Here is a 24,207-nt window from a genome sequence, read left to right on the forward strand (position 1 = left end):
CTTTTTGATGAGCTAATACACCATTATATCCACTAATGAGAATGAATATCATTTATAAAATATCCTCATCCCTGGCGTAATAATCAGCTATTTAACCCTCCTCTGACTTGATCTATGACAAAAAATCGGGGCTTAGGGCGGATATATAAAATCAGCTTAAGGTGTCGTGTAGCCAAACTTTTGCAAAATACTTTTAGCTTGCGGGCCTTGCATAAATCGATAAAGGTCAATCGCCTCTGCTGGCGCACCTTTGATTAAAACCATACGCTGTTTAATGGGTTCATATTGTTTACTGTCAAGCACTGTATAAGCAGTTTCACTGGTAAGTTCGGAAGAGTTTGCAAGCGAGAGAGCAGAAAAGCCAATATCTGCAGCTCCAGAAACAACATACATCGTGGCAACACCAATATTGTCACCATAGATCAGCTTATCCTTCGCTAGATCCCATAAACCTTCCGCCTTGAGGTACTCAACAGCAGCCCTACCATAGGGCGCTAACTCTGGTTTTGCAATTGCCACTTTATTGGCTCTGCTGATCAATTTAGCAAGCTCAACCTTATTGGGACGAGACAAGGTGCTAAAAGATTTTTTGGATATTAAGGCTAACTTACCAATAGCATAGACACTGCCTTCATCAAGCGTTTTTCCGCTCTTGTATAACTCCAATGGAAAATGTTCATCCGCCGCAATAAAGAGCTTAAAAGGAGCGCCGTTCATAATTTGAGCAGCAAAGTTTCCTGAAGAGCCATAAACGACTCTCAAGTCAGATTTCTTCTTGGTCTGATATGCAGCGACGATTTCTGCAAATGCCTCTTTCATATTGCCAGCAACCGCAACCATCACTGGCTGAGCGCTAAGGCTTTGAGTACAAAGCAAGAAAAGGAAGGCAATGATGAAGCGCAAAATAGCTCCTAGTAGGGTAAATCTCGCTTTAGTTTATATCCAGCCAGTAATTTGCCGCTTTAATCCGATGGATTTATATCCAGCAATCTCTTCGGATAAGTGTCGAATGCGGCGCACCAAATTCTTCACATCCTTATTCAGCATCATCTCCTCAGACATAGCCATGAAAAATAATTCGTCCTTTAATTGAATAAAATCTAGGCCGTTCTCAATCGCGACGCTCTTTACGCCCACTCCAATATCTGCCTTTTTAGCGAGGATAGAAGTTGCAATTGCAGAATGGGTGAACTCCTCATGCCCATACCCTTTGATTTTTTTGGGGTCGATTTTATCTTTAGTCAATATAGTATCCAAGAGCAGCCTTGTTCCAGAGCTCTTTTGTCTATTGATAAATCGAATGTTTGAACGTAATAAATCTCTCACGCCAGTAATACCGTGAGGATTGCCTTTTGCAATCATGAGACCTTGCACGCGCTTCATCAGTGGAAATATCTGCATACCCTCTTTTTGTAAGCGCTTGGCAATGATTTTAGAAGCTTGGGGATCGGATACATGGTATCCAGCAATATCTACCTCGTAGTTCAATAAGCGCTCTAATGCTTCTCCAGATCCAGCAGTAGTTAATTCAAATTTATCAATACCACTCACTGCCATTTGAATAATGGGATCACTACTGCTCGCAAACTTCCATTGCTTTTCTGACTTATCCCTAAAGAGTGCAAAACCCTCCTCCAAGTGAGCAAGGCTAGTCTGTCCAAGACGCCTTGTCTTTTCGTCAAAGTCTTCTGTAAATTGAATGAGATATCTTGCGTATTCAGAAAGCTGTGAACCATGCCCTCGGACACGATCCATTAAGGTAAAACCCAGCGCTGCCTCTACTTCGTTTACCTTTTGCCAAACATTGCGATAGGATAATCCTGCCTTTTTACATGCTGACATTAAGGTTTTACCCTGGTCAATATCCTTAAGCAGGCCTGTTAGCCACACCAAATCTATGACTACAGGGTCTTTACTGGCTTTGCTACCAAAGACCAAGGTTGGCCTAATCTGAATTCGCATATGTAATTTTTTGCATATTGATATTTTGTAATATGACAAATATTAACTGATCACCCCCAAGGACAACAGATGAAAGCTTTCTCAATCCGTTTTTTGGCACTTGTAATAACAATACTCAGCTTCATAAGTCAGCCAGTAAACGCTCAAGAAAAGAGCATTGTGGTTTCATCCACCACTTCTACTGAGCAATCTGGTCTATTTGGCTTCATTTTGCCCATCTTCAAAATGAAATCAGGGATTGATGTCAAAGTGGTTGCAGTGGGAACTGGTCAAGCTCTTGATATTGGTCGCCGCGGAGATGCTGATGTAGTTTTTGTTCATGACAAACCTGCTGAGGAAAAATTTGTTAGTGAAGGTTTTGCCACGCAGCGCAATGAAGTGATGTACAACGACTTCGTTTTAATTGGACCAAAATCTGATCCAGCAAAGATTGCTGGTGGCAAAGATATACAAGCGGCCTTCAAAAAAATAGCTGGCTCACAAGCACCATTCGTATCACGCGGCGATAAGAGTGGAACCCATGCTGCAGAATTACGCTATTGGAAAGATTCAGGCATCTCCCCAGCCCCAGGTTCATCTTGGTACAAGGAAACAGGCTCTGGCATGGGACCCGCTCTGAACACTGCTTCCGCGATGAATGGCTATATCCTTTCTGACCGCGCCACATGGCTCACTTTTAAGAACCGTGGAGATCTCGCCATTTTGGTTCAAGGTGACCCTAAGCTCTTTAATCAATATGGCGTGATGTTAGTCAACCCTGCCAAGTTTCCCAATGTTAAAAAGGCAGAAGGACAGGCATTTATCGATTGGATTCTCTCAAAGAATGGTCAAGACGTGATTGCTAGCTATCAAGTTGGTGGCGAACAACTATTCTTCCCAAATGCTAAGAAATAAACCAATAAAGGAGAAGTTATGGAGCTAAAAGTTAAACTCAGCGCGCGCAATACGCTAAACGGAAAAGTCGTTGAACTCAAGATGGGTCAAACAACTTCACATGTGAAGATTGATATTGGTGGCGGGCACATTGTTACTGCATCTATTACCAATGAGGCGGTTGACGAGCTTGACCTGAAAGTTGGTGATCAAGCTTGGGCAGTCATCAAAGCATCTGATGTCATGGTTGCTAAAAGCGCCTAATTGAATTGATAGCAACTAAAAAGCCCGCTACTGCGGGCTTTTTCATACATAAACTACAGGATTCAGATTGTTTACTTCTTAGGTGTTACGAAACCAATTGCTGTATCGTCCACAAACTCAATCATTACATCATCCCCTGCCTTGAACTTTTCAAGTCCGAGAACGCTTGGATCGACCTTCACTTGTTGCTTCTCACCATTAGGCATGATGAATGTCACCTTACGGGACTTCTGATTAATACTAGCAATCTTCACTGTGGCATAAACAGTGTCAGTCGTTTCTTCAAATGGTTTTGCAGAGCCTTTGCCAGCAACAGTGATGGAGCGTACGCCAGAAACACCTGGCTTAGCATCTTTAACTGCAGCAGTCAGACCTACAGCAACCGCTTCAGCATGCTCAATCAAAAATACGTCACCCTTTTTAACTTTTTCCAAATCATTGATTTGTTTAGAAACATTCATTGTCGCCAAGTTGCCATTTGCATCTTTAAGAACAACAATGCGCTTCTTTACATCAACCGAATCAACAGTAGCATTCAACACAACGGCTTCAGCAGCTAGAGGCATCATTTTTGCTGGCGCTTGAGCAACTGCGGATACCGCATAAACAAGACCTGCAGAAGCAAATAAACTGGCAATGAGTGTTTTTTTCAAGATAACTCCTAATAAAGGGTGGGGTTTAAAGAAGCGTCCGCTAGGATGCTACTTGAAGCATTGTAACCACGCTGTATTAAATTCCTAGCCCCCAGACCTTTGCCTTTCTAGATGATTGGCGGCTATTTTGGTAAATTAGCCTAAGCAATCGTCAAAATCGCAACATCAACAGAATTGGACCTTGGTGATATTGATTCAACCCTGGCAGGAAGCTTCTAAAGCAGCTTTTGCCATACGCCATAAAGTCTTCATTGAAGAGCAAGGGGTCCCCGAAGACCTTGAGTTAGATGAATTCGATCAACTGGCAATGCACGCTCTTGCTTTTCAGGGGTCTGAGTGCGTTGGAACAGGCCGGCTTGTCAATATTGGCGGGCAAAATGGGCTAATTGGTCGGATGGCCGTTCTTCCCCGCTTTCGCAATAATGGGTTTGGGCGCGCCATTCTAAAAAAACTGATGGATCAAGCACAGGAAGAGGGTATTGTGAACCTCATGCTCCACTCGCAAGTTACCGCCATCCCTTTTTATGAAAAACAAGGTTTTCAAATACAGGGAGGCATTTACGATGAAGCGGGTATTCCACATCGTAATATGATTCATCTATTACCGAAATAAACCTACTCTCGAATGACTACTGCCCCTACTCCATATTTGCATCGCGTTTGTTACTCTGATACGGATGCGGCTGGCTTTGTGTACCACGGACGCTATCTAGAAATTTTTGAGCGCAGTCGCGCTGAATGGCTCTATCTACGCGAACTCAGTCCCACCAAGCTAATCAATGAGTTTGGAATTCTGTTACCTGTTCGCGAGCTCACCATGCACTTTTATAAGCCTGGGCGCTTGGATGATCTACTCTATATCGATCAAGTCATTGAACATCGAGGGCGTACTCGGGTTGCAGTTAAGCAAACCGCAAGTCGTATAGTTCACGAGGGCAATGGGGATGATTTACAAATTATCGCTAGCGCCCTACTGCATATTGTTTGTGTTGATACTAAAACCTTGAAACCCAAAGCGATCCCAGATTGGTTATTTGTTGATTGATCACAATATGGCTGATGGAAAATTACTACACTTTGTTAAAGAACTCACGCTTTTGCTAGAACAGCAAGCTAGCGAAGCAGAGATCTTTACCAAAGGAAAAAAGCTGTTAGAGAATTTAATTTCGGTTGATGATTGGTTGCCTGAAGAATTCACAAAACCGCACCCTCAGTATTATCAACAATACTTACTGTACGCAGATCCATTCGATCGTTTTTCAATTGTGAGCTTTGTATGGGCTCCTGGTCAAAAGACGCCAGTTCACAATCACACTTTATGGGGAATGGTGGGTCAATTACGGGGTGAAGAAAAAGGAACGCATTACCATCAACAAGCCGATGGCAGTTATAAGGCTGGCTCATCTAGCATTTGCTCACCAGGACATGTGGATACGGTTTCACCAAATACGCATGACATCCATGAGGTAGCCAATAACCATCAGGACCAGACCTCAATCAGTATTCATGTTTATGGAGGTAATATTGGCAAAGTTCAACGTGCAGTGTTTGATCCAAGCACTGGAACTGAGAAGATCTTTATCTCCGGATACGCCAATACTCTGGTCCCAAACCTTTGGAGCCAGGTGAAATAGTGAGTACAAGTAGCTAATGACTTAAAATAGTGCTTCTTACTGCAAATGCTTTAGCGTGGCAGCTCACCCCATTGGCCGGGATAGTCTTTTAATTGAATACGGGCCAATTTTTCATTGGTCCCTATGTTATTTACAGAACTCGGTTTATCCGAACCCATTCTTCGCGCCATTGCCGAAGAAGGCTATACCAGCCCCACCCCCATCCAAGCTAAATCCATCCCTGCTGTTTTAAAAGGTGGAGATCTTCTTGCTGCTGCTCAAACTGGCACAGGCAAAACAGCTGGGTTTACTTTACCCATCTTGCAGCGTCTTAGCAGTAGCAAAGCGAGTAGCGGAAAACGCTTATTGCGCGCATTAATTCTGACCCCTACCCGTGAATTAGCTGCTCAAGTTCAAGAGTCGGTTATGACCTATGGAAAATATACGGGCCTCAAGTCAGCAGTTATCTTTGGTGGTGTCGGTGCAAATCCGCAAATTAAAGCAATTGCTGCTGGCTTAGATATTTTGGTTGCCACTCCAGGCCGTCTCTTAGATTTAATGTCTCAAAAATGTGTCTCCTTAGATGCGGTTGAGATTTTAGTTTTAGACGAAGCCGATCGTATGCTCGATATGGGATTTTTACGTGATATCAAAAAGGTTTTGGCAGCCCTACCAAAGAAGCGTCAGAACCTCTTATTTTCAGCAACTTTTTCTGATGAAATTAAATCCTTAGCTGATGGATTGTTAAATGCTCCTGAGCTTATCGAGGTAGCGCGGAGTAATAGCGCTAATGAAGCCATTGCGCAATTAATTCATCCAGTTGATCGCACTAAGAAACAAGCACTGCTTGCTCATCTCATTAAAGGCAATAATTGGAAACAGGTTCTTGTCTTTACTCGTACTAAGCATGGCGCCAATAAGCTGGTCACTCAATTAGAAAAAGATGGCATCACGTGTATGGCTATCCATGGCAATAAAAGTCAAACTGCACGCACTAAAGCTTTAGCAGACTTTAAGGCAGGCAAGCTCACAGCCTTAGTTGCAACTGATATTGCTGCGCGGGGCATTGATATTGACCAGCTACCCCATGTAGTGAACTTTGACCTGCCAAATGTTTCAGAAGATTATGTTCATCGCATTGGACGCACAGGCCGTGCTGGATCTAATGGTGTGGCAGTTTCTCTGGTGTGTGTGGATGAGCACCAGATGCTCAAAGATATCGAAAGACTGATTAAGCAAAAACTTCCACAAGAAGTGATCGCAGGGTTTGAACCTGATCCCAATGCTGTGGCACAACCGATTCAGTTGCGCAGCCAGCAGCACCAGCAATCCAGGAAGCCTAGCAGTCAAAAATCTGGCAGCAGCAATACTAATTCCACCCGCGGCAAACCTCCTACAAAGCGCAGCAGCCCGCCAAAGAAGAGTTTTAGTAGATAAACCTAGGATTAAAATTATCCCTATGAGCATCAACCAAGAACCTCGTCTTACCTCCCTATCGCATGGGGGTGGTTGTGGCTGCAAAATTTCCCCCGGCGCTCTCTCGGAGATTCTAAAGAACGTTCCACAACTTCCTTTCCCAAAAGAATTACTGATTGGTATCGAAACATCCGATGATGCGGCGGTGTACCAAATCAATGACTCGCAGGCCATCGTAGCAACGACTGATTTTTTTATGCCGATTGTGGATGACCCTTTTGATTTTGGAAAAATTGCTGCCACTAATGCTATTAGCGATATTTACGCAATGGGCGGTACACCATTATTTGCTCTAGCGCTTGTGGGTATGCCCGTTAAAGTCTTATCCAATAAAACTATTGCCCGGATTTTAGAGGGCGGATCTGAAGCATGTCGCAGCGCTGGAATACCAATAGCTGGCGGACATACGATTGATTCTGTTGAACCAATCTATGGTCTAGTTGCTATCGGAATAGTTGATCCCAAGCGTATTAAAAGCAATGCCTCTGCAAAAGCAGGTGATGTTCTCATCTTGGGTAAGCCATTAGGTGTTGGTATCTTATCAGCCGCACTCAAGAAAGATGTGCTGGGACCAGATAGTTATGCAGAAATGATTATGAACACCACCAAGCTCAATTCTGCTGGCCCTGACCTTGCAAAACTTTCAGGAGTTCATGCGCTAACGGATGTTACTGGCTTTGGTTTGGCGGGGCACATGCTAGAGCTGGCAAGAGGCTCACGTTGCACAGCGCATATTGATTGGAGCCAAGTTCCCCTACTCTCTGATGTCCTTCAATTTGCAGAAGATGGAATTGTGACCGGCGCCTCAGGACGCAACTGGGAAAGCTACGGTCACGATGTTGTGATCCCTGCCAATTTCAGCGCAGCTCAGTTAGCGCTCTTAACTGACCCTCAAACTAGTGGTGGCCTATTGGTGTCATGCAGTCAAGAAGTCGTTGGAGAAGTATTGGAAATTTTTAATCAACATCACTTTTTAGGCGCACGAGTCATTGGCCAAATGAGTAAAGCCCAAGAAAAACCTTTGGTCATTTCTTAATCCGCTTTCTGAAGATTAAAGACACTCGAGAAATCGAGCTGTCCATTCCCAGCCTTGCTATGACTTTCATATAGATGCTGAGCCATTTTTCCCAAAGGAATATTGGCTTCTAGGTTTTTGGCATTCTCTACCGCCAAGCCCAAATCTTTTAACATTAAATCTACGCCAAAGCCCCCTGCATAGCCTTTAGACGAGGGCACATTTTCCATTACGCCAGGACAGGGGTTGTACAACTCCAAAGCCCAATTGCGCCCAGAACTTTTAGACATGATGTCTGACAATACTTTGGGATCCATGCCATTAGCAATCCCTAAACGCAGAGCCTCACTCGTTCCCAGCATCTGAATACCTAAGAGCATGTTGTTACAGACTTTAACTGTTTGACCGGCCCCACTGACCCCAGCATGAAATATATTCTTGCCCATTTTTTCTAGCAAAGGTCGTGCACGTTCCACATCCTCAGGATTTCCTCCCACCATAAAGGTCAAAGTACCAGCTTGCGCGCCTGCGGTTCCTCCTGAGACAGGAGCATCAATCATGGTGAAGCCCTTTTCTTTTGCAGCAGTAGCCACGGCCTGAGCAACCTTCGGCGAAATCGTAGAGCAATCGACTAGTAATGTTTCTGGATTAGCATTGACCAATAGGCCATGTTCTCCTAGATATAGACCTTCCACATGCTTTGAGGCTGGCAGCATCGTGAATACAATCTCAGCATCTTTGGCTGTGGCGTTTGCATTAGGTGCTATCGCACCACCAGCCGCAGCAAATGCATCTAGCTGGCTCTTTACCAAATCAAATCCAATGACTTCATGCCCTGCTTTTAATAAATTGAGCGCCATTGGTAAACCCATATTCCCTAAACCAATAAATCCGATTTTCATATTGACCCTAATTAAAAAGTTGATTGTTTTCTAGCAGCTAAGTAATGCACGCCTTGTGGACCATAAGTTTCGGCATGCACCTGTTCATATTCCAAATGAAAAATATCGCCCGGGCCATAGGTTTTGATTTGATGTTCAAACATAAGATCAATACTGCCACTTAAAACTAGCGCCTTAACTTCAAATGGATGCGTGTGATTATCTAAGTGTCCGTTTGGATCACGATGAACCTCTTCAGGCTCTGGATAGGCCTCCCGCCTCAATAAGTAGATAAATTCTTCACGATCCATGTCTTTACTATAGCGCGGATATACACTCCTATCATTACGACAATCTAGTGAGGGCCTATGTCAGTCAAAGTGATTGGTTTAATGGAATTGAAGGACCAAGAAGCATTTAGGCAATACCGTACTCAGGTAGGTCTAACGGTAGAGCGCTATCGAGGCAGCATCCAATCTCGGGGAGCTGTCACTGAACTCTTTTGGAATGAACTTGAATGTGCGCCCTTTAGTGCTTTTGTTGAATTGAACTTTCCTAGCTCAGAAGATGCGCATGCATGGGCGCATAGTCCAGAATATCAAGATTTAGTTGCTATACGAAATAATGCGATGCAACTCACCCTCTTTGGGATCGATATCGAAGCTTCGCCTAAAAAAGAAGCCTAGCGTTTTAAGGCTAGGCTTTCTATTTACTTAGAGCAAAAATTACTTCTTAGATTCCATTGCCTCTTTTGTAGCGGTGATTTCTTTGCGACGCTCTTTACAAGCGCCAGCAATTTCTTGCAAGGCCTTACGAGCACGTGCTGCAGATGCCTTAATTCCTTTTTCAATAAATTTTTCGTTTTCGGCTTTGTATGCTTCAAAAGCAGCTAACAATGTATCGTGTTGTGACATCGTGTCTCCCATTAATCTAAAAATTATTCATTCCTACAACGCAGTCAGTATATCCCCATAAAAACGATAGAAATTAGCCTAATTCATCAGGGATAACGCTTAGAGAGCAGGGATCGGCCAAAATGGGTAAATTACTTAAAAAATGATCCTAGAGGAAAGCAAAATGCTCAAAAAGCGCATTCTTTTTACCCTTACCATCCTACTGACCCTCACAGCAAATGCCCAGACGAGCTCCTGGCCCAACCCAGGAAAGCCAATCACCTTTATCAACCCTTTTCCCCCTGGTGGGGCCGTTGATGCCTTTGGGCGTCCGCTAGCTAAACAGCTTTCTTCTCAACTGGGAACCTCCATAGTGGTAGATAACCGCGGGGGGGCTGGTGGCACTCTTGGTGCTGCAGTTGCAGCAAAAATGGCGCCTGATGGATACACCTGGCTTCTTGGTGCAGTGCATCACTCCATTGCCCCGAGTATGTATCCAAATTTGCCATATGACATTACAAAAGATTTTGAGCCGATTGCCATTATTGGCAGTGTTCCCCATGTCATTGTTGTTAATCCAAATAAGTTCCCAAAGAACGATCTCAAATCCATCATTGAAGAAATTCGCAAGAACCCAGGAAAATATAACTATGCCTCTACTGGTAATGGCACCTCTCAACACTTGACTGGTGAATTATTTAAGATGCAAAACAAATTATTTATTACCCATATTCCTTATCGAGGTACTGGCCCTGCGTTACAAGATGTAGTTGCAGGACAAGTAGATATGATGTTTGATACCTTAGCAGGCGCTGCTCCTTTTATTAAAAATGGTCAACTCATTGCCGTTGCTATTGCTAGCAGTAAACGAAGTGATGCTTTTCCTAATGTTCCCACTGCTCAAGAGCTAGGTATTTCCAACTTCGTTGTCTATAGCTGGTATGCAATGTGGGCGATCAAGGGTACACCTAAAGACATTGTAGAAAAAATGAGTGCCGAGATACAAACAGCATTAGCCTCTCCAGAAATCAAAGAGCGCTGGGCTGGACTGGGTGCAAGCGTTCCCAAAATGACACGCGCCGAACTTTCGACCTACATCAGTCAAGAGGTAGTTCGCTGGAGTGAAGTCGTGAAAAAATCCAACGCTAAATTAGATTAACTTTAAATTCACAAAGATATGATGAGTATTAAAACCAAAGACTATGCATTTATACGCAATAAACTTCTCAATAAAGAGGAAATTGCCTTTCTGGATGTACGTGAAGAAGATCCACATGCACAAGAGCACCCTCTTTTTGCCGCTAACCTGCCTTTATCACGTATTGAAATAGATGCATTTAGCAAACTTCCACGCAAAGATATTCCTATCGTCACATTAGATGATGGTGAGGGATATGCGCAGCTAGCTGCAGAGCGTTTGATTGCACTTGGCTATAGCGATGTATCTCAATTTGCTGGTGGCGTTGCCAGTTGGAAAACTGCTGGCGGTGAAGTATTTAAGGATGTCAATGTACCCAGTAAATCCTTTGGTGAGTTTGTTGAATCAAAACGGCATACACCTTCCCTATCGGCGCAAGAAGTAAAGAAAATGCTGGATGCCAAAGAGGATGTTGTGGTGGTAGACGTACGTCGCTTTGACGAATATCACACAATGAGTATTCCTACAGGCATTAGTGTGCCGGGTGCTGAGTTAGTGCTTCGAGTCCCAGAGCTAGCGCCTAATTCTCAAACTAAGATTATTGTAAATTGTGCAGGTAGAACTCGCAGCATTATTGGAACGCAATCCTTAATCAATGCTGGCATACCCAATGAGGTGAATGCCCTACGTAATGGCACCATTGGCTGGACACTCGCTGGACAAGAATTGGATAAAGGACAAACTCGGAGGTTTACCGAGGTAAGCGAAGGTACCGCAAATACAGCTGCAGATCGAGCGCGTGATGTTGCTAATCGCGCTGGGGTTAAAAGGGCTAGCCTGGCTGATGTAGAAAACTGGAAAGGACAAAAAGATCGCACCACTTACTTCTTTGATACCCGCACTCCAGAAGAATATGAAGAAGGTCATCTCCCGGGATTTCGTTCCGTGCCAGGTGGTCAACTCGTCCAAGAGACAGAGATGGTTGCTCCAGTTCGAGGTGCACGTATTGTGCTTGCCGATCCAAGTGGTGTGAGAGCCAATATGCCAGCATCATGGTTAGCCCAAATGGCTTGGGATGTATATGTTTTAGATGGCTTGCAAAAAGAACATTTTACTGAAAGAGGTGTTTGGTGCAGCCCATTACCATCACTCCCCCATGTCAATACCGTGGATGCTAAAACGGCATCGACCTGGTTAAAAACAGATAGCAATACGATTGCCATTGATCTGAGCACCTACGCAAATTATGTCAAGGGTCATATTCCAGGGAGTTGGTATGCCCTTCGCTCGCAACTAACAGATGTGCTAAAAAATATTCCTCAGGCAGACCGTTATCTACTTACAAGCACTCCTAGTGAGCTCGCTATATTTGCTGCAGCAGAATTTGAAGCCCTCAGTAAAGCTGGGGTCTATGTACTAGAGGGAGGCACTAAAGCTTGGTTAGATGCTGGGCTCGAATCAGAAAAAGGTCCAAGTCATTTAGCTTCACCTGCCTTGGATCGATATAAGCGCCCGTATGAAGGTACTAGTGTTGATATAAAAGCAATGCAAGCTTATTTAGATTGGGAATTTGGGCTTGTAGAGCAACTTGCTAAGGATGGCACTCACCACTTTTGGGTTCTCTAGATTTGCGCCGAAAATACCAATTCCCTATCCTGCTGATTGCTTTCATGGGTCTCACCGCGTGTGAGCGTGATAACTACACCACTTGGAATTGCGCATCTTCTGCAGAGCCTAAGATTTCGATGATTCTCAAAAAGGCGCAAATGCAATTTCAGGATCTGAAGTTAGATTATTGTGGAAGCCTAGGCGAGCGTAGTTACTTTGCACAAAAATGTCCCGCTAATATCGATGAGTCAACCTTTACCTTTACCCAATCAACAGGAGCACTTCTGGGAAATGGTCAACATTTTCAGTGCAGCGCACTATAAACTTATGAACCCCATTAGCCCAAAGAAATTACTGCTCAGTAAATGGACCGCCGTTCATCCCATTGCCAAACAAAAACACTTTTTAGTCAGTAAAGTTATTCTTCCTGATAAACCTGAACAGGCTATCGAGTTTGTCGAGCTTGAGGCTGTCTATAGCAAGCAAAGTTCGCAAATTCCCTGGCGCGAACTTCTGAATTCTGATCGGTGGATACAGGGCTGGAAATAAAAAAGCTGCCACTTATTTTCATAAGGGCAGCATAGTTTAATAAAAGTAAATTCTTTTACTTTTTTCCACCAGACGATTTCTTTACAAGATCATCTATGTTCTTTTCGGCAGCTTCTGCTACCTGGTTAACAATTTTTCTACCTTCTTTAAACATATTCTGTCCAGTAGCAGACATTTCATTAACCACTTTAGATAACTTATCTGCGTGAGCTGGCATTTTATTTTCAGCATCCTGTAGCCAATTCACTAAAGAGCTGCGAACTTGCTCAAGGTGTTTTTCAGTTTCATCGGCAGCGCCTTCGCTAATATCCTTGAGTACTGATTTCACCTTCTTTTGGTAAGAAGCTGCTCGCTTAGTGGCTTCTTTCGCCGCTTCTGCTTGCAAGTCCTTTAACTTCTCCATGTCATGTTTAGCGGCAGATTTAGCGCTATCCAAGGCATTTTTCATGCTCCATTCCATCTCAGCAATATGATGCTCACTTAATTGTTTAGCGGCATATAGCAGCTTATGCGAATACTCAAAAAGCTCTTTTGCTTTTTCTCTTTGCCATTTTTGTAGATCATTTGCGTCCATTTTGACTCTCCCTTAAAGTAAGCGTTCCTGAAGTACCCTCCATATACTCTAAACCCAAAATCTGTAAGTGCCAATTCCCCCCTTTATCTAGGTATTAAAATGGGAGGATGAGTGAACCAAAATGCCTCTATGACAGCATTGGCGGAATCGATAAAGTCGAGGAATTGGTCGATCGTTTCTATGACCTCATGGTCCTAGATCCCAGCTTGACTGAGTTGCGGGCTATGCATCCTCAGGACATCTCTAGCTCAAGAGAGAAATTGAAATTTTTTCTAACCGGCTGGATGGGCGGTCCTGACATCTACTCCCCAAAATATGGCCATCCCATGCTAAGAGCGCAATCAATGGTTGACGTGCATGTATCAAGCCTTGGAAGATTGCGGTATTGATGGGAGCATCGCCAAACAGCTAGAAGAATCTTTTTTCAATACGGCTGACTGGATGCGTAATCAAGCCAACGAATAAATCGGCTTACTCCAGTAACCCGCAAAGTATTGTGGGATTTATTGTGAAATATATTCCCCTGAGGTACTTAGCTAAACTAAATATTGTGATGTCTTGTTAATGGTAAAAAAATGATTGAAAGCTTCCTGCAACTTATTAGCGACCCAAATGCCTGGATAGCCTTCTTAACGCTCTCCGCCCTTGAAATTATCTTGGGTATAGATAACATTATTTTCATTAGCGTCATCGCCAATCGCCTTCCCATTGAGATACGGGAAAAGGTTCGTCGCTTTGGCTTGATATTTGCCCTGGTAACCCGCATTCTTCTATTGCTGAGTCTATCTTGGGTCATGGGCTTAACTAAGCCGCTATTTACCCTGTTAGATCAATCGATCAGCGGTAGAGATTTAATATTATTATTGGGCGGCTTCTTTTTGATATGGAAAGCCTCAAAAGAAATCTATACTGAAGTAGAGGTCGGAGATCATACAGAGGGTGAGGGGAATAGTCATATTTCTCACACCAATAAATCAATGTCCGCTTTGTTTGTAGGTTCTGTTCTGCAAATTGGACTACTCGATATCATCTTCTCGCTAGATAGCGTCATTACTGCAGTAGGCATGGTTGATGAAATTAGCATCATGATCGCCGCAGTTATGGCCTCCGTGATGATCATGCTGGTTGCCGCAAAACCGATTGGTGATTTTGTGCATCGGCATCCTTCTATCAAAGTATTAGCGCTCTCTTTTCTGACGGTAGTCGGCGTAGTACTTATTGCTGAGGGTATGGGAATGCATATTCCCAAGGGATATGTCTACGTAGCAATGGCATTCTCCTTATCTGTAGAGCTTTTAAATATTCGCTCAAGAGAGAAAAAGAAAAAGTTGAAGTAAGGAACATGGATATTGGTTTACAGTGCTTGGGCACAAACAAAACCACTTGCCCAGGCCCACTGGAAATTGTGTCCTCCTAAGTGGCCAGTAACATCCACACACTCACCAATGAAGAATAAACCTGAATGCTTGCGTGACATCATGGTTTGACCATCTAAGTCTTTTGTATCTACGCCACCCAGCATTACTTCAGCCTTTTTCCATCCTAAGGTTCCTGCTGGTTTAACAGACCAATTCGTCAGTAATTCTTTTAGAGAATGTCGATCTTTTTTTGATACTTCAGCCCACTTTTTGCCAAGTAAGTTTTTTTGCTCGGCAAATATTTTTGCTAAACGCTGAGGTAGGACAGAAGCTAATATAGTTTCTGTGAGCTTTAGGCGATTCTCTTCATGATTAAATAGCTCATCGCAATTAAATCCACCAGGACGTTCTAAGGCCCCAAGCCAATCAATATGCAATGGCTCACCCTCCACCCAATAGCTACTGGCTTGCAAGACTGCTGGACCAGATAAACCCTTATGAGTCAGCAGTAGATCTTCATTAAATCGGCTAGCCCCATAACGATGCCCCTTAGACCCTGCAGCAATTCTGACGGGAACGCCAAGTCCCGCCAATTCATTGAGCTTCCCAAAGGTTTCAGCGGTAAAGGACAAGGGCACTAAAGCTGGCCTTGGTTCAATCACATTTAAACCAAGCTGCTTGGCAATATCCAATGAATATGGTGTAGCCCCAATTGCAGGAACAGGTAATCCACCAGTTGCCATGACTACTGCTTTTGCTCTTTCTATCCCTTGCTGCGTTTGTACAAGCCAGTCTGTACCATCGCGTCCTAGAGACTGCACAGATACTGGATGGCGAATGATCACTTTTCCTTTTACACACTCAGCCATGAGCATCTCAATTATTTGCTTGGCAGAGTCATCGCAAAAAAGTTGTCCCTGATGTTTCTCGTGATAGTCGATCCTATGTGATGCAACGAGTTTGATGAATTCTGATGAGGGGTAGCGCGCCAATGCACTTTTGACAAAATGAGGATTTAAAGAAAGAAAATTGGCGGGACTACTATGCTTATTTGTGAAATTACAACGACCTCCTCCACTAATACGAATCTTCTCTCCCAATACTTCAGCATGGTCCAGCACTAAAATCTTTTTACCTAATTGCCCCGCAATGCCTGCACAGAATAAACCAGCTGCACCACCACCAATAATGATGGCATCCCATATTTTGCTCATGAATTAATTAAAGCGATCAATGATTTCAGAGGAGAGCTTGAGTTTTTCCATGTGTAGCTTGGTATAGGCTTGACGAAAATTTTTAGTCATCGTAATCATGACGGATGCTGTCCAGGCAAAAGCAAACATACCCGAGAACGCAATAATCACTGCCAGCATCTTCCAACCACTGGGTAGGATGTCTTCCATAAAGCCCATGGCCGTATAGGTGCTTCCACTAAACAAAATACTGTCACCCAGATCCGGTAATAAACGAAATAAATATATAGCCAGCCCCCAGATCACAATCTCAATGAGATGGGCTAAAAATAAACCAAACACACTGATATAAAAACAAATAGCGACTGATGAATATCTCTTCTCAGAAAGATATAAGAAGGTTTTTACTTCGTAGCGTTTGGCAATTTGCAGTAGCGCAAAACCATGAAATATCATGACTACCACGAGCATGGAAGCGCCTAAAAGGTAGGCCGGTAAATCAAGAGAAGTTTCGAGGGCTTGTTGTGTATTCATGGTCGAAGGTTGTTGGTCATTTTACAGGGGCTACTCAGCTAGGCTATACCAATCGCGAATAATGCCCCATGCCTCTGGGGCGGTTTCGACAAAATGTACCCCTTCCAGATCTGCCTGGTCAATCACCCCAAATTCAATCATTTGCTTGAAATTGACCATCTCCGTCCAAAATGACTTGCTCACTAAAATTACTGGAAAGCGAGCAACCTTTTTCGTCTGCATTAAGGTCAGCACTTCAAATAACTCGTCAAAAGATCCAAAGCCTCCTGGAAAAGCGACAATTGCCCTTGCCCTGAGCATGAAGTGCATCTTGCGCAATGCAAAGTAATGAAACCGGAAACTTAAGCCAGGGCTAATGTAGGGATTCGGATGCTGCTCTCTTGGCAAGCTAATATTAAAACCAATCGTTTCATCACCTGCCTCAAAAGCACCGCGATTGGCAGCTTCCATAATTCCAGGGCCACCACCTGTGCAAATATATAACTTATTCATGCCCTCTGATTGTGTCGCGTTGTACTGAGCCACGATGCCACCAAATTCTCTAGCTGATTCGTAATACTTACTGTGGAGTACTGCTTTCTTAGCAATCTCTAGGGCCTCAGGACTTGAAGCTTTTGCTTCCATATCTAAGGCGTGTTCATAACTGATAAACCGGGTAGAACCAAAGACAGTGATAGTGTGATCAATACCATGTTCATTTAGCAGAATTTCTGGCTTGAGCAACTCCAGTTCAAAGCGGATACCGATGGTTTCTGGACGCGCAAGAAAAGCCTCATCGTCAAAGGCAAATTTATAAGAATCTATCGAACTTTCTTCAGACATCTGGCTTTTTTTAAGACTTAAAAAATCTGTGATCGTCTGAGAATTATTAATTGGGAGCTTCGCGCTCATACAGTAACCTTTGATGTCATCAATAATTTCATATTACTTTTAGGTGAAAAAATTCTCTATTCGCTTACTCAAAAGGAAACACTAGTATTAATACCTAGCTTGCAAAAAAGAGCAAGCCTAGGGCTTGTATGGATTTACGCTGCCCTCAAGAAGGGTTAGTATTACAAGAATTTCAACCAAATCGAAGGAAAAGCAATGAGTAACCGCTCAATCATCATCATGGTACTGGTATTAGTTGGTGCCACCGCCTATTTACTCCTTAAAGGCGACGGCAACATTGATATGGGTGGCGAGAAGCACGGCGCAGAAGCTACTCATGTTGAAGAAGCCAAAAAAGATGCTCCAGCAGCGGCTCCAACTGCCCCGACAGCAGCTCCAGCAGCAGACGCAAAGAAATAATCCTCATCCAAGGAAAATTAAACCGCGGTTCGCCGCGGTTTTTTTATATCATTACCCTATGAAAATTGCCCTAAGCCTCCTCTTTATCTTTTTTTCACAAACAAGCTTTTCCCAGCCTATGAACAAAATTGATCCAAAATTGATTCAATCCTTTGCGCCAACTGGCATCCTAAGAGTCGGTATCAATTTGGGCAACCCTGTTTTAGCTGGCCTTGATGCTGTCTCCCAAAAACCGAAAGGGATCAGCATTGACATTGCCAATGAAATTGGCAAGCGGTCTGGAATCCCAGTAGAGTTGATTCCTTTTCAATCTGCAGGAGCAACTGTAGACGCAATCAAGACAGGCAATATCGATTTGGTTTTTGTTGCTATAGATCCAGTCCGTGGAGCAGATGTCAGCTATACGCCCCCTTATATTCAGATCGAAGGCGCTTATATGGTGAAAGCAGACTCACCATTAAAGACCAATGAAGAAGTTGATCGCTCTAGCGTAGAAATCGTAGTGGGTAAAGGTAGTGCCTATGATTTATTTCTCACTCGTGAAATTAAAAATGCTGCGATCCTACATGCTGCTAGTTCCCAGGCTGTCATTGATGATTTTATGGCTGGTAAAGGTAATGTAGCAGCAGGCGTAAAGCAGCAATTAGAAAGTGATGCTAAACGCTATCAAGGCTTGCGTATGCTACCCGGTCGCTTTATGGTGATCAACCAAGCAATTGGAATCCCCAAAGCACGCTCTGAATATGAAAAGACTACCGCTTACTTAAGTAGCATCATTACAGACTTAAAGTCCTCTGGCTTCGTTGCTGAATCTATGAAGCGTCATAATATTCAGGGTGCAAAGGTAGCTGATTAACTTAAGAAGCTCGAGCGCCAGAAAGATGATTCATTCACCAACTAAGCTCAATGCTCTTTTAATAGCATCCCGCCTGAAACGTAGTCCGGCAGAACATAAGGGAGATGCTGGGAAGGTAGTGTTGATTGGGGGTGCAACTGGAATGGCGGGTGCACTCTTATTAGCGGGTAATGCTTGTATGCATCTGGGTGCAGGTTGGACTATCCTGGAAATGCTAGATCCCAGTTCTGCTCATGCTTGCATAGATCATCCAGAGCTCATGATTCGGCTAGCGAACCTAGAAGCAATGAATGGTCTGCACAACATTAAACCTGATGTCATTGCAATTGGGCCAGGTCTTGGAAATTCAGCATTGGCACTACGCAGTCTTGAGAAGGTTTTTGATATTCCTAGCATTCCCTTAATCATTGATGCAGATGCTCTGAACCTCATAGCCTCTTCAAAAGACCTACTCAAGGCTTTACAAAATCGTAATCAACAATTTCCGGGCCTTACTGTTATTACCCCTCACCCTGGTGAAGCAGCAAAATTATTAAAAATCAGTGGGGCAGATATTCAATCCAACAGACTAGCTTGTGTTGAGAAATTAGTAGAACTGACTCGTTCGATTGTGGTCTTAAAAGGTCAACATACCTTAATTGCTTCCCCTGAATACCCTACTGCGCAATGCGAAGACGGAAATCCCGGCATGGGAACGGGAGGCATGGGCGATATTCTCACCGGTAGCATTGCGGCAATTGCTGCTCAAGGGGTACGCCATCATCTTAACCTTTGGGAGTCTTCGGGAATCGCCGTTCAACTCCATGCCCTTGCAGCTGATAACTTAGTAAGCAAAGGAGTTGGTCCTATTGGTCTTACTCCATCAGAAACGATTCTGGAGATGAGAAGCTTACTCAATAAGCTTTTATAAATCTTATGCATCCAGCAAGTGCAGAGCATCAACGTCGCAGTTACATCTATGGCATTCTCATGGCCGCCATTGGCTCAATGCTATTTTCTGGAAAAGCGGTACTGATTAAGTTTGCCTATGCCGATGGCGCCAATGCTGAGACGCTCATTGCTCTTCGGATGTTGATGGCATTTCCGATGTTTTACTCCATCTATTGGTGGCACTCACGCAAAAGATCAATGAGCCCCCTTACCTGGCTTGATCGAGGGAAGTTAATTGGCTTGGGATTTTTGGGCTATTTTCTTTCAAGTTATGTCGATTTTCTTGGACTCCAATACATCTCTGTAGGTCTAGAGAGAATTGTTTTATATCTCACGCCAACGATTGTTTTACTAATTTCATACTTTGTTTTACAAAAACCAATTTCTCGCTTGCAATGGTATGCCTTAGTTGTCGGCTATCTTGGGGTAATCATTGTATTTATTCAAGATGCTAGCTCTACCGGAATCCGCGCCTGGATAGGAATGCTTCTAGTATTCTCTAGCGCTTGCTTCTATGCGGTCTATATGATTGGCGCTGGAGAAATGGTCAAGCGAATTGGTAGCGTTCGCTTGGTGTTTTATGCAAGTTCGGCATCGGCTGTATTTAGCATTACTCAATCACTAATTTATAGCCCTACTGCAATGCTTGAACAACTTCCTCAGATTTATTGGCTAAGCCTACTCAATGCAAGTTTGTGCACCGTAATTCCGATGCTGATGATTATGGTATCCATTAATCGGATTGGGTCACCCCTAGTTGCACAGGCAGGCATATTGGGCCCGGTCTCGACTGTTTTTATGGGGTATATCTTTTTATCAGAGCCCATCACCTGGATGCAAATTGGTGGAATGTTGCTAGTAATTGCCGCAATGTGGTTATTGGTCCACAATAACCCACCAAGCAAAAAGCCGTCAGACAAAAATAAATCTGATGACTTTGATGGAGCCGAACCCCTAAATTAACAAAGGGGTTAATACCTAATTACTGAGCAGCTGGTGTTGCAGCCGGCTGTGAGGCAGCTTTAGCTTTTTTCTTAGACTTCTTCTTCGCTTTTTTCTCGGCTTTTGCATCTTTCTTGGATTTCTTAGTCTTTTTAACAACGGGCTGTTCGGCTGGTGCTGGGCTTGGAGCGGTAGCGGGTGCAGCAACTGGCGCCGGAGCTGGATCTGCAGCTTTTACTGACAATGGAGATAAGCCAATGGCAGCAGAGATTAATGAAGCAAGACTTAAGCGTGTAAGACGAGAAATCATGAGATTCTCCATTGATGTTTGTTGATAATTTGATAATACTCAAAATATTGACTTAAATACTTTTTTCTAGAAGCTTGTTTATGAATGATTTTCCAAACGCTATCTTTACAGGGCTGCAAGATTACTCCAAACCTACTAGCGCGAAAATAAAAAGGCCATCTTTCGATGGCCTTTTAAATACGCTGTCAAATAAGCTTAAGCTGGTATGGCCTCAGCTTCAGTGATTTTCTCTAAAGCATTAGCAAGGCTCTCAACCGTACGATCTACATTGGCCAGTTTTTCTAAGCCAAACAAGCCAATACGAAACGTTCGGAAATCTGGCCGTTCATCACATTGCAATGGAACACCGGCTGCAGTTTGCAAGCCTAAGGCTATAAATTTCTTACCAGACTGAATATCTGGATCCTTGGTATAACTCACTACTACACCTGGGGCTTGAAAGCCTTTAGCAGAGACAGAGTCATATCCCTTGGATACTAATAATTGACGCACCTTGTTACCAAGCTCAATTTGCTTTGCTTTTAATGCAGCAAAACCTAGCGCCTGTGTTTCTTTCATGACATTACGCAAAATCTTTAAAGCATCAGTAGGCATGGTGGTGTGATACACATGTCCGCCCTTTTCGTAGGCCTCCATGATTTGGAGCCATTTTTTTAGATCCATCGAGAAGCTAGTACTTTGAGTGCTATCAATAGCCTCACGAGCTCTATCACCAAGCGCAATCAAGGCGCAACAAGGTGAACTACTCCAACCCTTTTGTGGTGCTGTAATCACAACATCCACATTGCATGCTTTCATATCAACCCAGATCGCACCAGAAGCGATGCAATCGAGAACAAATAAACCATTCACTGAGCGAACAGCTTGACCCACAGTCTTGAGATAATCATCCGGCAAAATGATTCCAGCAGAGGTTTCAACATGAGGAGCAAAAACTACTGCTGGCTTTTCTTTTTTAATGAAGGCAACCACTTCTTCAATAGGAGCAGGAGCAAAAACACCTTGTGTAGTGTCTTCTAATTGCTTGCCTTTCAGAACAGTTATGTCATTCGTAATATTGGCTAAATCAAAAATTTGTGTCCAGCGATAGCTAAACCAACCATTACGCAAAACCAAACACTTCTGCTGATTTGCGAATTGGCGAGCAACCGCTTCCATACCAAAAGTACCGCTACCAGGAACGATGACTGCCGAGTTAGCGTTATAAGCATCTTTGAGGGTGCTCGAAATATCAACCATCACACGCTTGAACTCTTCAGACATATGATTTAGTGAGCGATCGGTGTAAACAACCGAGAACTCCAACAATCCATCTGGATCAACATTTGGTAGTAAGCCTGGCATGGTAATTTCCTAAGAATTTCTGTGATAAGCCTTAAATGATACAGATTTAAGTATTTATTGCACTGCAACCTTATTTTCTTTGATCAATTTTGCCCATTTGGCTTGATCTAAGCGCAGAAAAGCCGAAAATTCCTCGGCACTACCGGAAGCAGGGTCACTCCCCCGCTCCAACATGGCTTTACGAATCTTGTCCTGACCCAATACAAACATCACTGTTTGGTTAATTTTTTGCACCACTTGCTTTGGGGTATTGGCCGGAGCAAATAAACCAAACCAACCCACCGCACTATAGCCAGTCAAACCCGCCTCAGAAACGGTTGGCATAGAAGGTAAGGCTTCAGAACGCTTTGCACCCGTTTGAGCTAAGGCAGTGAGCTTGCCAGATTCAATTTGAGGCATCACGGTTTGCGCAGGGGCAAACATTAAGTCAATATGACCAGCCAATAAATCAGTTAAGGCTTGGCCAGTTCCCTTGTAAGGAACATGCAACAAAGTGACCCCTGCCATTGCAGCAAAGAGTTCGCCCGCTAAATGGGATGCTGATCCAGGACCGGATGAACCATAGCGAACTTTTCCTGGATTTGCTTTAGCGTAAGCAATTAAAGCTTTGATGGAAGTAATATTCAGAGAGGGATTAATGGTCACCACATAAGGTGATGCAGACACTAAAGCTACCGGCACGAACTGCGCAATGTTTTTTTCTGTGACAGCAGCAGTTGATCCCATCAATAGGGTGTAGCCATCCGCAGGAGATTGAGCTACTACATCTGCACCGATGAAACCGCTTGCTCCCGGACGATTTTCAATCACCAATGATTGCTTCCATATCTCGCCGATCATGGGAGCAATGATGCGAATTAAGGTATCAGCACCACCTCCTGGAGGAAAGGGCACAATGACTTTAATCGATTTGCTTGGATAGATATCTGCTGCACTAGCGCTTTGTGGAGCAAGCAAGACAATACAGAGCAAGATCCCACGTAGAAGTAACTTACTGATTTTCATTCTATGATGGTAGTGCGTAGCACAGAAATGCCATCAATAGCACACTCCACAACGTCACCGGGCTTTAAGTAAAGCTCCTCTGCATTCTCCTTGCCAACAGCCACACCACCTGGCGCACCCGTAGAAAACATGTCACCCGCCTCAATGGGAATGAAGCGAGAAAAATGCTCCAAGATATCCGAGATTTTCCAAATTTGATCAGCCGTATTGACGCGCATCCGCTCTTGCCCGTTAACAGAGCAAGTCATCCATAAGTCATAGACATTGGGAATTTCATCAATCGTTACGATCTCAGGTCCTAAAGGGCCAAAGCCAGGAATATTTTTTGCAGTCCAAAAGCGAGAGCCCGAAGCCACCTCGCGCAATTGCAAATCGCGGCAGGTCAAATCATTGAGTATGGTAACCCCGGCAACATAGCTCAGTGCGTCTGCCTTTTTAGCCCCTAAGGCCCTTTTTCCCATAACAAATACCAATTCAGGCTCGTAATCAAGATGGGTGATCCCCTTAGGGCGCACTACTTTGGCTTCATGGCCAACCAAACAGGAGTTGAGCTTAATAAATGAAGTTGGTTCCTGTGGAATCTCTTTAATCAAATTTGTGCGCTTTAGCTCCTCTAGATGCGTACGATAATTTTTTCCAACGCAAAGAAACTTTTCAGCGTCAGTAATCGGAGGTAAAAAACTAATGCTCTTGGCGCTAATGAGTAATGCCGAATGATCTTCGACGGAAGCCACCCAAGACTTAGCCTGCTCCATCACACCATTACCAGCGCGCAAAAAAGATCGCATATCCGCTGGAAAATTGGAAATACCAAGCTTCTTAGTGACATCTGCAAAGGGTAAGACTTGATCGCCTGAGGAGTTAGGTATACGTGCGCCAATTTCATGCTGGCTTGCGCCCGAGCGTGTAAAGGTAATCAGTCTCATGGTTCTGCTACTTTCTGTTG

Annotated in this window: 32 protein-coding genes; 18 read left to right on the forward strand and 14 right to left on the reverse strand. The window is 43.7% G+C overall.

The genetic code is table 11. From position 1 onward, the window contains the following. Positions 1-156: 156 nt before the first annotated feature. Both modA and ICN38_RS06890 read right to left on the reverse strand, forming a co-directional pair. Positions 157-903, reverse strand: a complete 747-nt coding sequence (modA, locus tag ICN38_RS06885; RefSeq protein WP_255562755.1) for a molybdate ABC transporter substrate-binding protein — start codon at positions 901-903, stop codon at positions 157-159. A gap of 33 nt (positions 904-936) precedes the next feature. After that, on the reverse strand, positions 937-1,962 hold the full coding sequence (locus ICN38_RS06890) for a substrate-binding domain-containing protein (RefSeq protein WP_216256343.1): 1,026 nt from the start codon (positions 1,960-1,962) through the stop codon (positions 937-939). Positions 1,963-2,031: 69 nt separating this feature from the next. Between ICN38_RS06890 and ICN38_RS06895 the strand changes: the two genes are divergently transcribed. Both ICN38_RS06895 and ICN38_RS06900 read left to right on the forward strand, forming a co-directional pair. Further along, on the forward strand, positions 2,032-2,856 hold the full coding sequence (locus ICN38_RS06895; RefSeq protein ID WP_216256344.1) for a substrate-binding domain-containing protein: 825 nt from the start codon (positions 2,032-2,034) through the stop codon (positions 2,854-2,856). Positions 2,857-2,874: 18 nt separating this feature from the next. After that, positions 2,875-3,099 (forward strand): molybdopterin-binding protein, encoded by a 225-nt coding sequence (locus ICN38_RS06900; protein WP_216256345.1) that lies wholly within the window; start codon positions 2,875-2,877, stop codon positions 3,097-3,099. Positions 3,100-3,170: 71 nt separating this feature from the next. On the opposite strand, the gene ICN38_RS06905 is transcribed toward ICN38_RS06900, so the two are convergent. Beyond that, entirely contained in the window at positions 3,171-3,752 is a 582-nt protein-coding gene (locus ICN38_RS06905; protein WP_255562756.1) for a hypothetical protein, read from the reverse strand. Positions 3,753-3,936: 184 nt separating this feature from the next. Here ICN38_RS06905 and ICN38_RS06910 point away from each other — a divergent pair, with 184 nt between their 5' ends. The 5 genes from ICN38_RS06910 (at position 3,937) to selD (ending at position 7,877) form a co-directional block, all read left to right on the forward strand. Beyond that, positions 3,937-4,365: a GNAT family N-acetyltransferase gene (locus tag ICN38_RS06910; RefSeq protein ID WP_370624374.1), complete on the forward strand. Its 429-nt coding sequence runs from the start codon at positions 3,937-3,939 to the stop codon at positions 4,363-4,365. A gap of 12 nt (positions 4,366-4,377) precedes the next feature. Then, positions 4,378-4,797 carry a YbgC/FadM family acyl-CoA thioesterase gene (locus ICN38_RS06915; protein ID WP_216256347.1) on the forward strand — a complete coding sequence of 140 codons (420 nt, stop codon included), beginning with the start codon at positions 4,378-4,380 and terminating at the stop codon, positions 4,795-4,797. Positions 4,798-4,804: 7 nt separating this feature from the next. After that, positions 4,805-5,386 carry a hypothetical protein gene (locus ICN38_RS06920; RefSeq protein ID WP_216256348.1) on the forward strand — a complete coding sequence of 194 codons (582 nt, stop codon included), beginning with the start codon at positions 4,805-4,807 and terminating at the stop codon, positions 5,384-5,386. A 123-nt stretch (positions 5,387-5,509) separates the two neighbouring features. Beyond that, positions 5,510-6,802 (forward strand): DEAD/DEAH box helicase, encoded by a 1,293-nt coding sequence (locus ICN38_RS06925; protein ID WP_216256349.1) that lies wholly within the window; start codon positions 5,510-5,512, stop codon positions 6,800-6,802. A 22-nt stretch (positions 6,803-6,824) separates the two neighbouring features. Then, entirely contained in the window at positions 6,825-7,877 is a 1,053-nt protein-coding gene (selD, locus tag ICN38_RS06930) for a selenide, water dikinase SelD (protein WP_216256350.1), read from the forward strand. Here selD and mmsB read toward each other — a convergent pair. Together mmsB and ICN38_RS06940 are read right to left on the reverse strand one after the other, a co-directional pair. Further along, positions 7,874-8,758: a 3-hydroxyisobutyrate dehydrogenase gene (mmsB, locus tag ICN38_RS06935; RefSeq protein WP_216256351.1), complete on the reverse strand. Its 885-nt coding sequence runs from the start codon at positions 8,756-8,758 to the stop codon at positions 7,874-7,876. The two genes, selD and mmsB, sit on opposite strands and share 4 nt — an antisense overlap. Positions 8,759-8,769: 11 nt before the next feature. Next, on the reverse strand, positions 8,770-9,048 hold the full coding sequence (locus tag ICN38_RS06940) for a cupin (protein ID WP_216256352.1): 279 nt from the start codon (positions 9,046-9,048) through the stop codon (positions 8,770-8,772). A gap of 57 nt (positions 9,049-9,105) precedes the next feature. Between ICN38_RS06940 and ICN38_RS06945 the strand changes: the two genes are divergently transcribed. Then, a complete protein-coding gene (locus tag ICN38_RS06945; protein WP_216256353.1) occupies positions 9,106-9,423 on the forward strand; it encodes a DUF1330 domain-containing protein in 318 nt (105 codons plus the stop codon). Between the two features lie 39 nt (positions 9,424-9,462). Here ICN38_RS06945 and ICN38_RS06950 read toward each other — a convergent pair whose 3' ends face one another. Then, the gene (locus ICN38_RS06950) at positions 9,463-9,651 is read right to left on the reverse strand and encodes a hypothetical protein (protein WP_216256354.1); all 189 of its coding nucleotides are present in this window, start codon (positions 9,649-9,651) and stop codon (positions 9,463-9,465) included. 163 nt (positions 9,652-9,814) lie between these two features. Between ICN38_RS06950 and ICN38_RS06955 the strand changes: the two genes are divergently transcribed. From ICN38_RS06955 to ICN38_RS06970, 4 genes are read left to right on the forward strand one after another with little or no spacing between them, the layout of a single operon-like run. Next, positions 9,815-10,789 (forward strand): tripartite tricarboxylate transporter substrate binding protein, encoded by a 975-nt coding sequence (locus ICN38_RS06955; RefSeq protein WP_216256355.1) that lies wholly within the window; start codon positions 9,815-9,817, stop codon positions 10,787-10,789. 21 nt (positions 10,790-10,810) lie between these two features. Continuing rightward, the gene (locus ICN38_RS06960; RefSeq protein WP_370624390.1) at positions 10,811-12,394 is read left to right on the forward strand and encodes a rhodanese homology domain-containing protein; all 1,584 of its coding nucleotides are present in this window, start codon (positions 10,811-10,813) and stop codon (positions 12,392-12,394) included. Positions 12,395-12,396: 2 nt separating this feature from the next. Then, positions 12,397-12,699 carry a hypothetical protein gene (locus ICN38_RS06965; RefSeq protein ID WP_216256357.1) on the forward strand — a complete coding sequence of 101 codons (303 nt, stop codon included), beginning with the start codon at positions 12,397-12,399 and terminating at the stop codon, positions 12,697-12,699. A 4-nt stretch (positions 12,700-12,703) separates the two neighbouring features. Continuing rightward, positions 12,704-12,925 (forward strand): TIGR02450 family Trp-rich protein, encoded by a 222-nt coding sequence (locus ICN38_RS06970; protein ID WP_216256358.1) that lies wholly within the window; start codon positions 12,704-12,706, stop codon positions 12,923-12,925. 55 nt (positions 12,926-12,980) lie between these two features. On the opposite strand, the gene ICN38_RS06975 is transcribed toward ICN38_RS06970, so the two are convergent. Beyond that, entirely contained in the window at positions 12,981-13,499 is a 519-nt protein-coding gene (locus ICN38_RS06975; RefSeq protein WP_216256359.1) for a hypothetical protein, read from the reverse strand. 107 nt (positions 13,500-13,606) lie between these two features. On the opposite strand from ICN38_RS06975, the gene ICN38_RS06980 reads away from it, so the two are divergent. Continuing rightward, the gene (locus ICN38_RS06980) at positions 13,607-13,888 is read left to right on the forward strand and encodes a hypothetical protein (protein WP_370624375.1); all 282 of its coding nucleotides are present in this window, start codon (positions 13,607-13,609) and stop codon (positions 13,886-13,888) included. A 186-nt stretch (positions 13,889-14,074) separates the two neighbouring features. After that, complete coding sequence (locus tag ICN38_RS06985; protein WP_216256360.1) at positions 14,075-14,836, forward strand: TerC family protein; 762 nt, start codon at positions 14,075-14,077, stop codon at positions 14,834-14,836. 17 nt (positions 14,837-14,853) lie between these two features. On the opposite strand, the gene ICN38_RS06990 is transcribed toward ICN38_RS06985, so the two are convergent. Genes ICN38_RS06990 through ICN38_RS07000 form a run of 3 tightly spaced genes read right to left on the reverse strand, consistent with a single transcriptional unit; the run spans position 14,854 to position 17,475 of the window. Beyond that, the gene (locus ICN38_RS06990) at positions 14,854-16,071 is read right to left on the reverse strand and encodes an aminoacetone oxidase family FAD-binding enzyme (protein WP_216256361.1); all 1,218 of its coding nucleotides are present in this window, start codon (positions 16,069-16,071) and stop codon (positions 14,854-14,856) included. Between the two features lie 3 nt (positions 16,072-16,074). Next, positions 16,075-16,584, reverse strand: coding sequence for an ion channel (locus ICN38_RS06995; protein ID WP_216256362.1), 510 nt, complete (start codon positions 16,582-16,584; stop codon positions 16,075-16,077). Between the two features lie 30 nt (positions 16,585-16,614). Beyond that, a complete protein-coding gene (locus tag ICN38_RS07000; protein WP_216256363.1) occupies positions 16,615-17,475 on the reverse strand; it encodes an LOG family protein in 861 nt (286 codons plus the stop codon). 195 nt (positions 17,476-17,670) lie between these two features. Here ICN38_RS07000 and ICN38_RS07005 point away from each other — a divergent pair, with 195 nt between their 5' ends. The 4 genes from ICN38_RS07005 to ICN38_RS07020 all read left to right on the forward strand — a co-directional run bounded on the left by ICN38_RS07005 (position 17,671) and on the right by ICN38_RS07020 (position 20,623). Next, complete coding sequence (locus tag ICN38_RS07005; protein WP_216256364.1) at positions 17,671-17,874, forward strand: hypothetical protein; 204 nt, start codon at positions 17,671-17,673, stop codon at positions 17,872-17,874. Positions 17,875-17,992: 118 nt separating this feature from the next. After that, complete coding sequence (locus ICN38_RS07010; protein ID WP_216256365.1) at positions 17,993-18,730, forward strand: ABC transporter substrate-binding protein; 738 nt, start codon at positions 17,993-17,995, stop codon at positions 18,728-18,730. Positions 18,731-18,755: 25 nt separating this feature from the next. Then, a complete protein-coding gene (locus ICN38_RS07015; RefSeq protein WP_216256366.1) occupies positions 18,756-19,640 on the forward strand; it encodes an NAD(P)H-hydrate dehydratase in 885 nt (294 codons plus the stop codon). Positions 19,641-19,645: 5 nt separating this feature from the next. Next, the gene (locus tag ICN38_RS07020) at positions 19,646-20,623 is read left to right on the forward strand and encodes a DMT family transporter (RefSeq protein ID WP_216256367.1); all 978 of its coding nucleotides are present in this window, start codon (positions 19,646-19,648) and stop codon (positions 20,621-20,623) included. Between the two features lie 19 nt (positions 20,624-20,642). Here ICN38_RS07020 and ICN38_RS07025 read toward each other — a convergent pair whose 3' ends face one another. From ICN38_RS07025 to ICN38_RS07040, 4 genes are all read right to left on the reverse strand, one after another. After that, positions 20,643-20,912 carry a protein tyrosine phosphatase gene (locus ICN38_RS07025; protein ID WP_216256368.1) on the reverse strand — a complete coding sequence of 90 codons (270 nt, stop codon included), beginning with the start codon at positions 20,910-20,912 and terminating at the stop codon, positions 20,643-20,645. A gap of 195 nt (positions 20,913-21,107) precedes the next feature. Beyond that, entirely contained in the window at positions 21,108-22,256 is a 1,149-nt protein-coding gene (locus ICN38_RS07030; protein WP_216256369.1) for an aminotransferase class V-fold PLP-dependent enzyme, read from the reverse strand. Positions 22,257-22,310: 54 nt separating this feature from the next. Continuing rightward, entirely contained in the window at positions 22,311-23,261 is a 951-nt protein-coding gene (locus ICN38_RS07035) for a tripartite tricarboxylate transporter substrate binding protein (RefSeq protein WP_216256370.1), read from the reverse strand. Beyond that, entirely contained in the window at positions 23,258-24,187 is a 930-nt protein-coding gene (locus tag ICN38_RS07040; RefSeq protein ID WP_216256371.1) for a fumarylacetoacetate hydrolase family protein, read from the reverse strand. The genes ICN38_RS07035 and ICN38_RS07040 overlap by 4 nt, the downstream gene beginning before the upstream one ends. Positions 24,188-24,207: the final 20 nt, after the last annotated feature.

The organism is Polynucleobacter sp. AP-Melu-500A-A1, assembly GCF_018882125.1.
Taxonomy (GTDB): Bacteria; Pseudomonadota; Gammaproteobacteria; order Burkholderiales; family Burkholderiaceae; genus Polynucleobacter.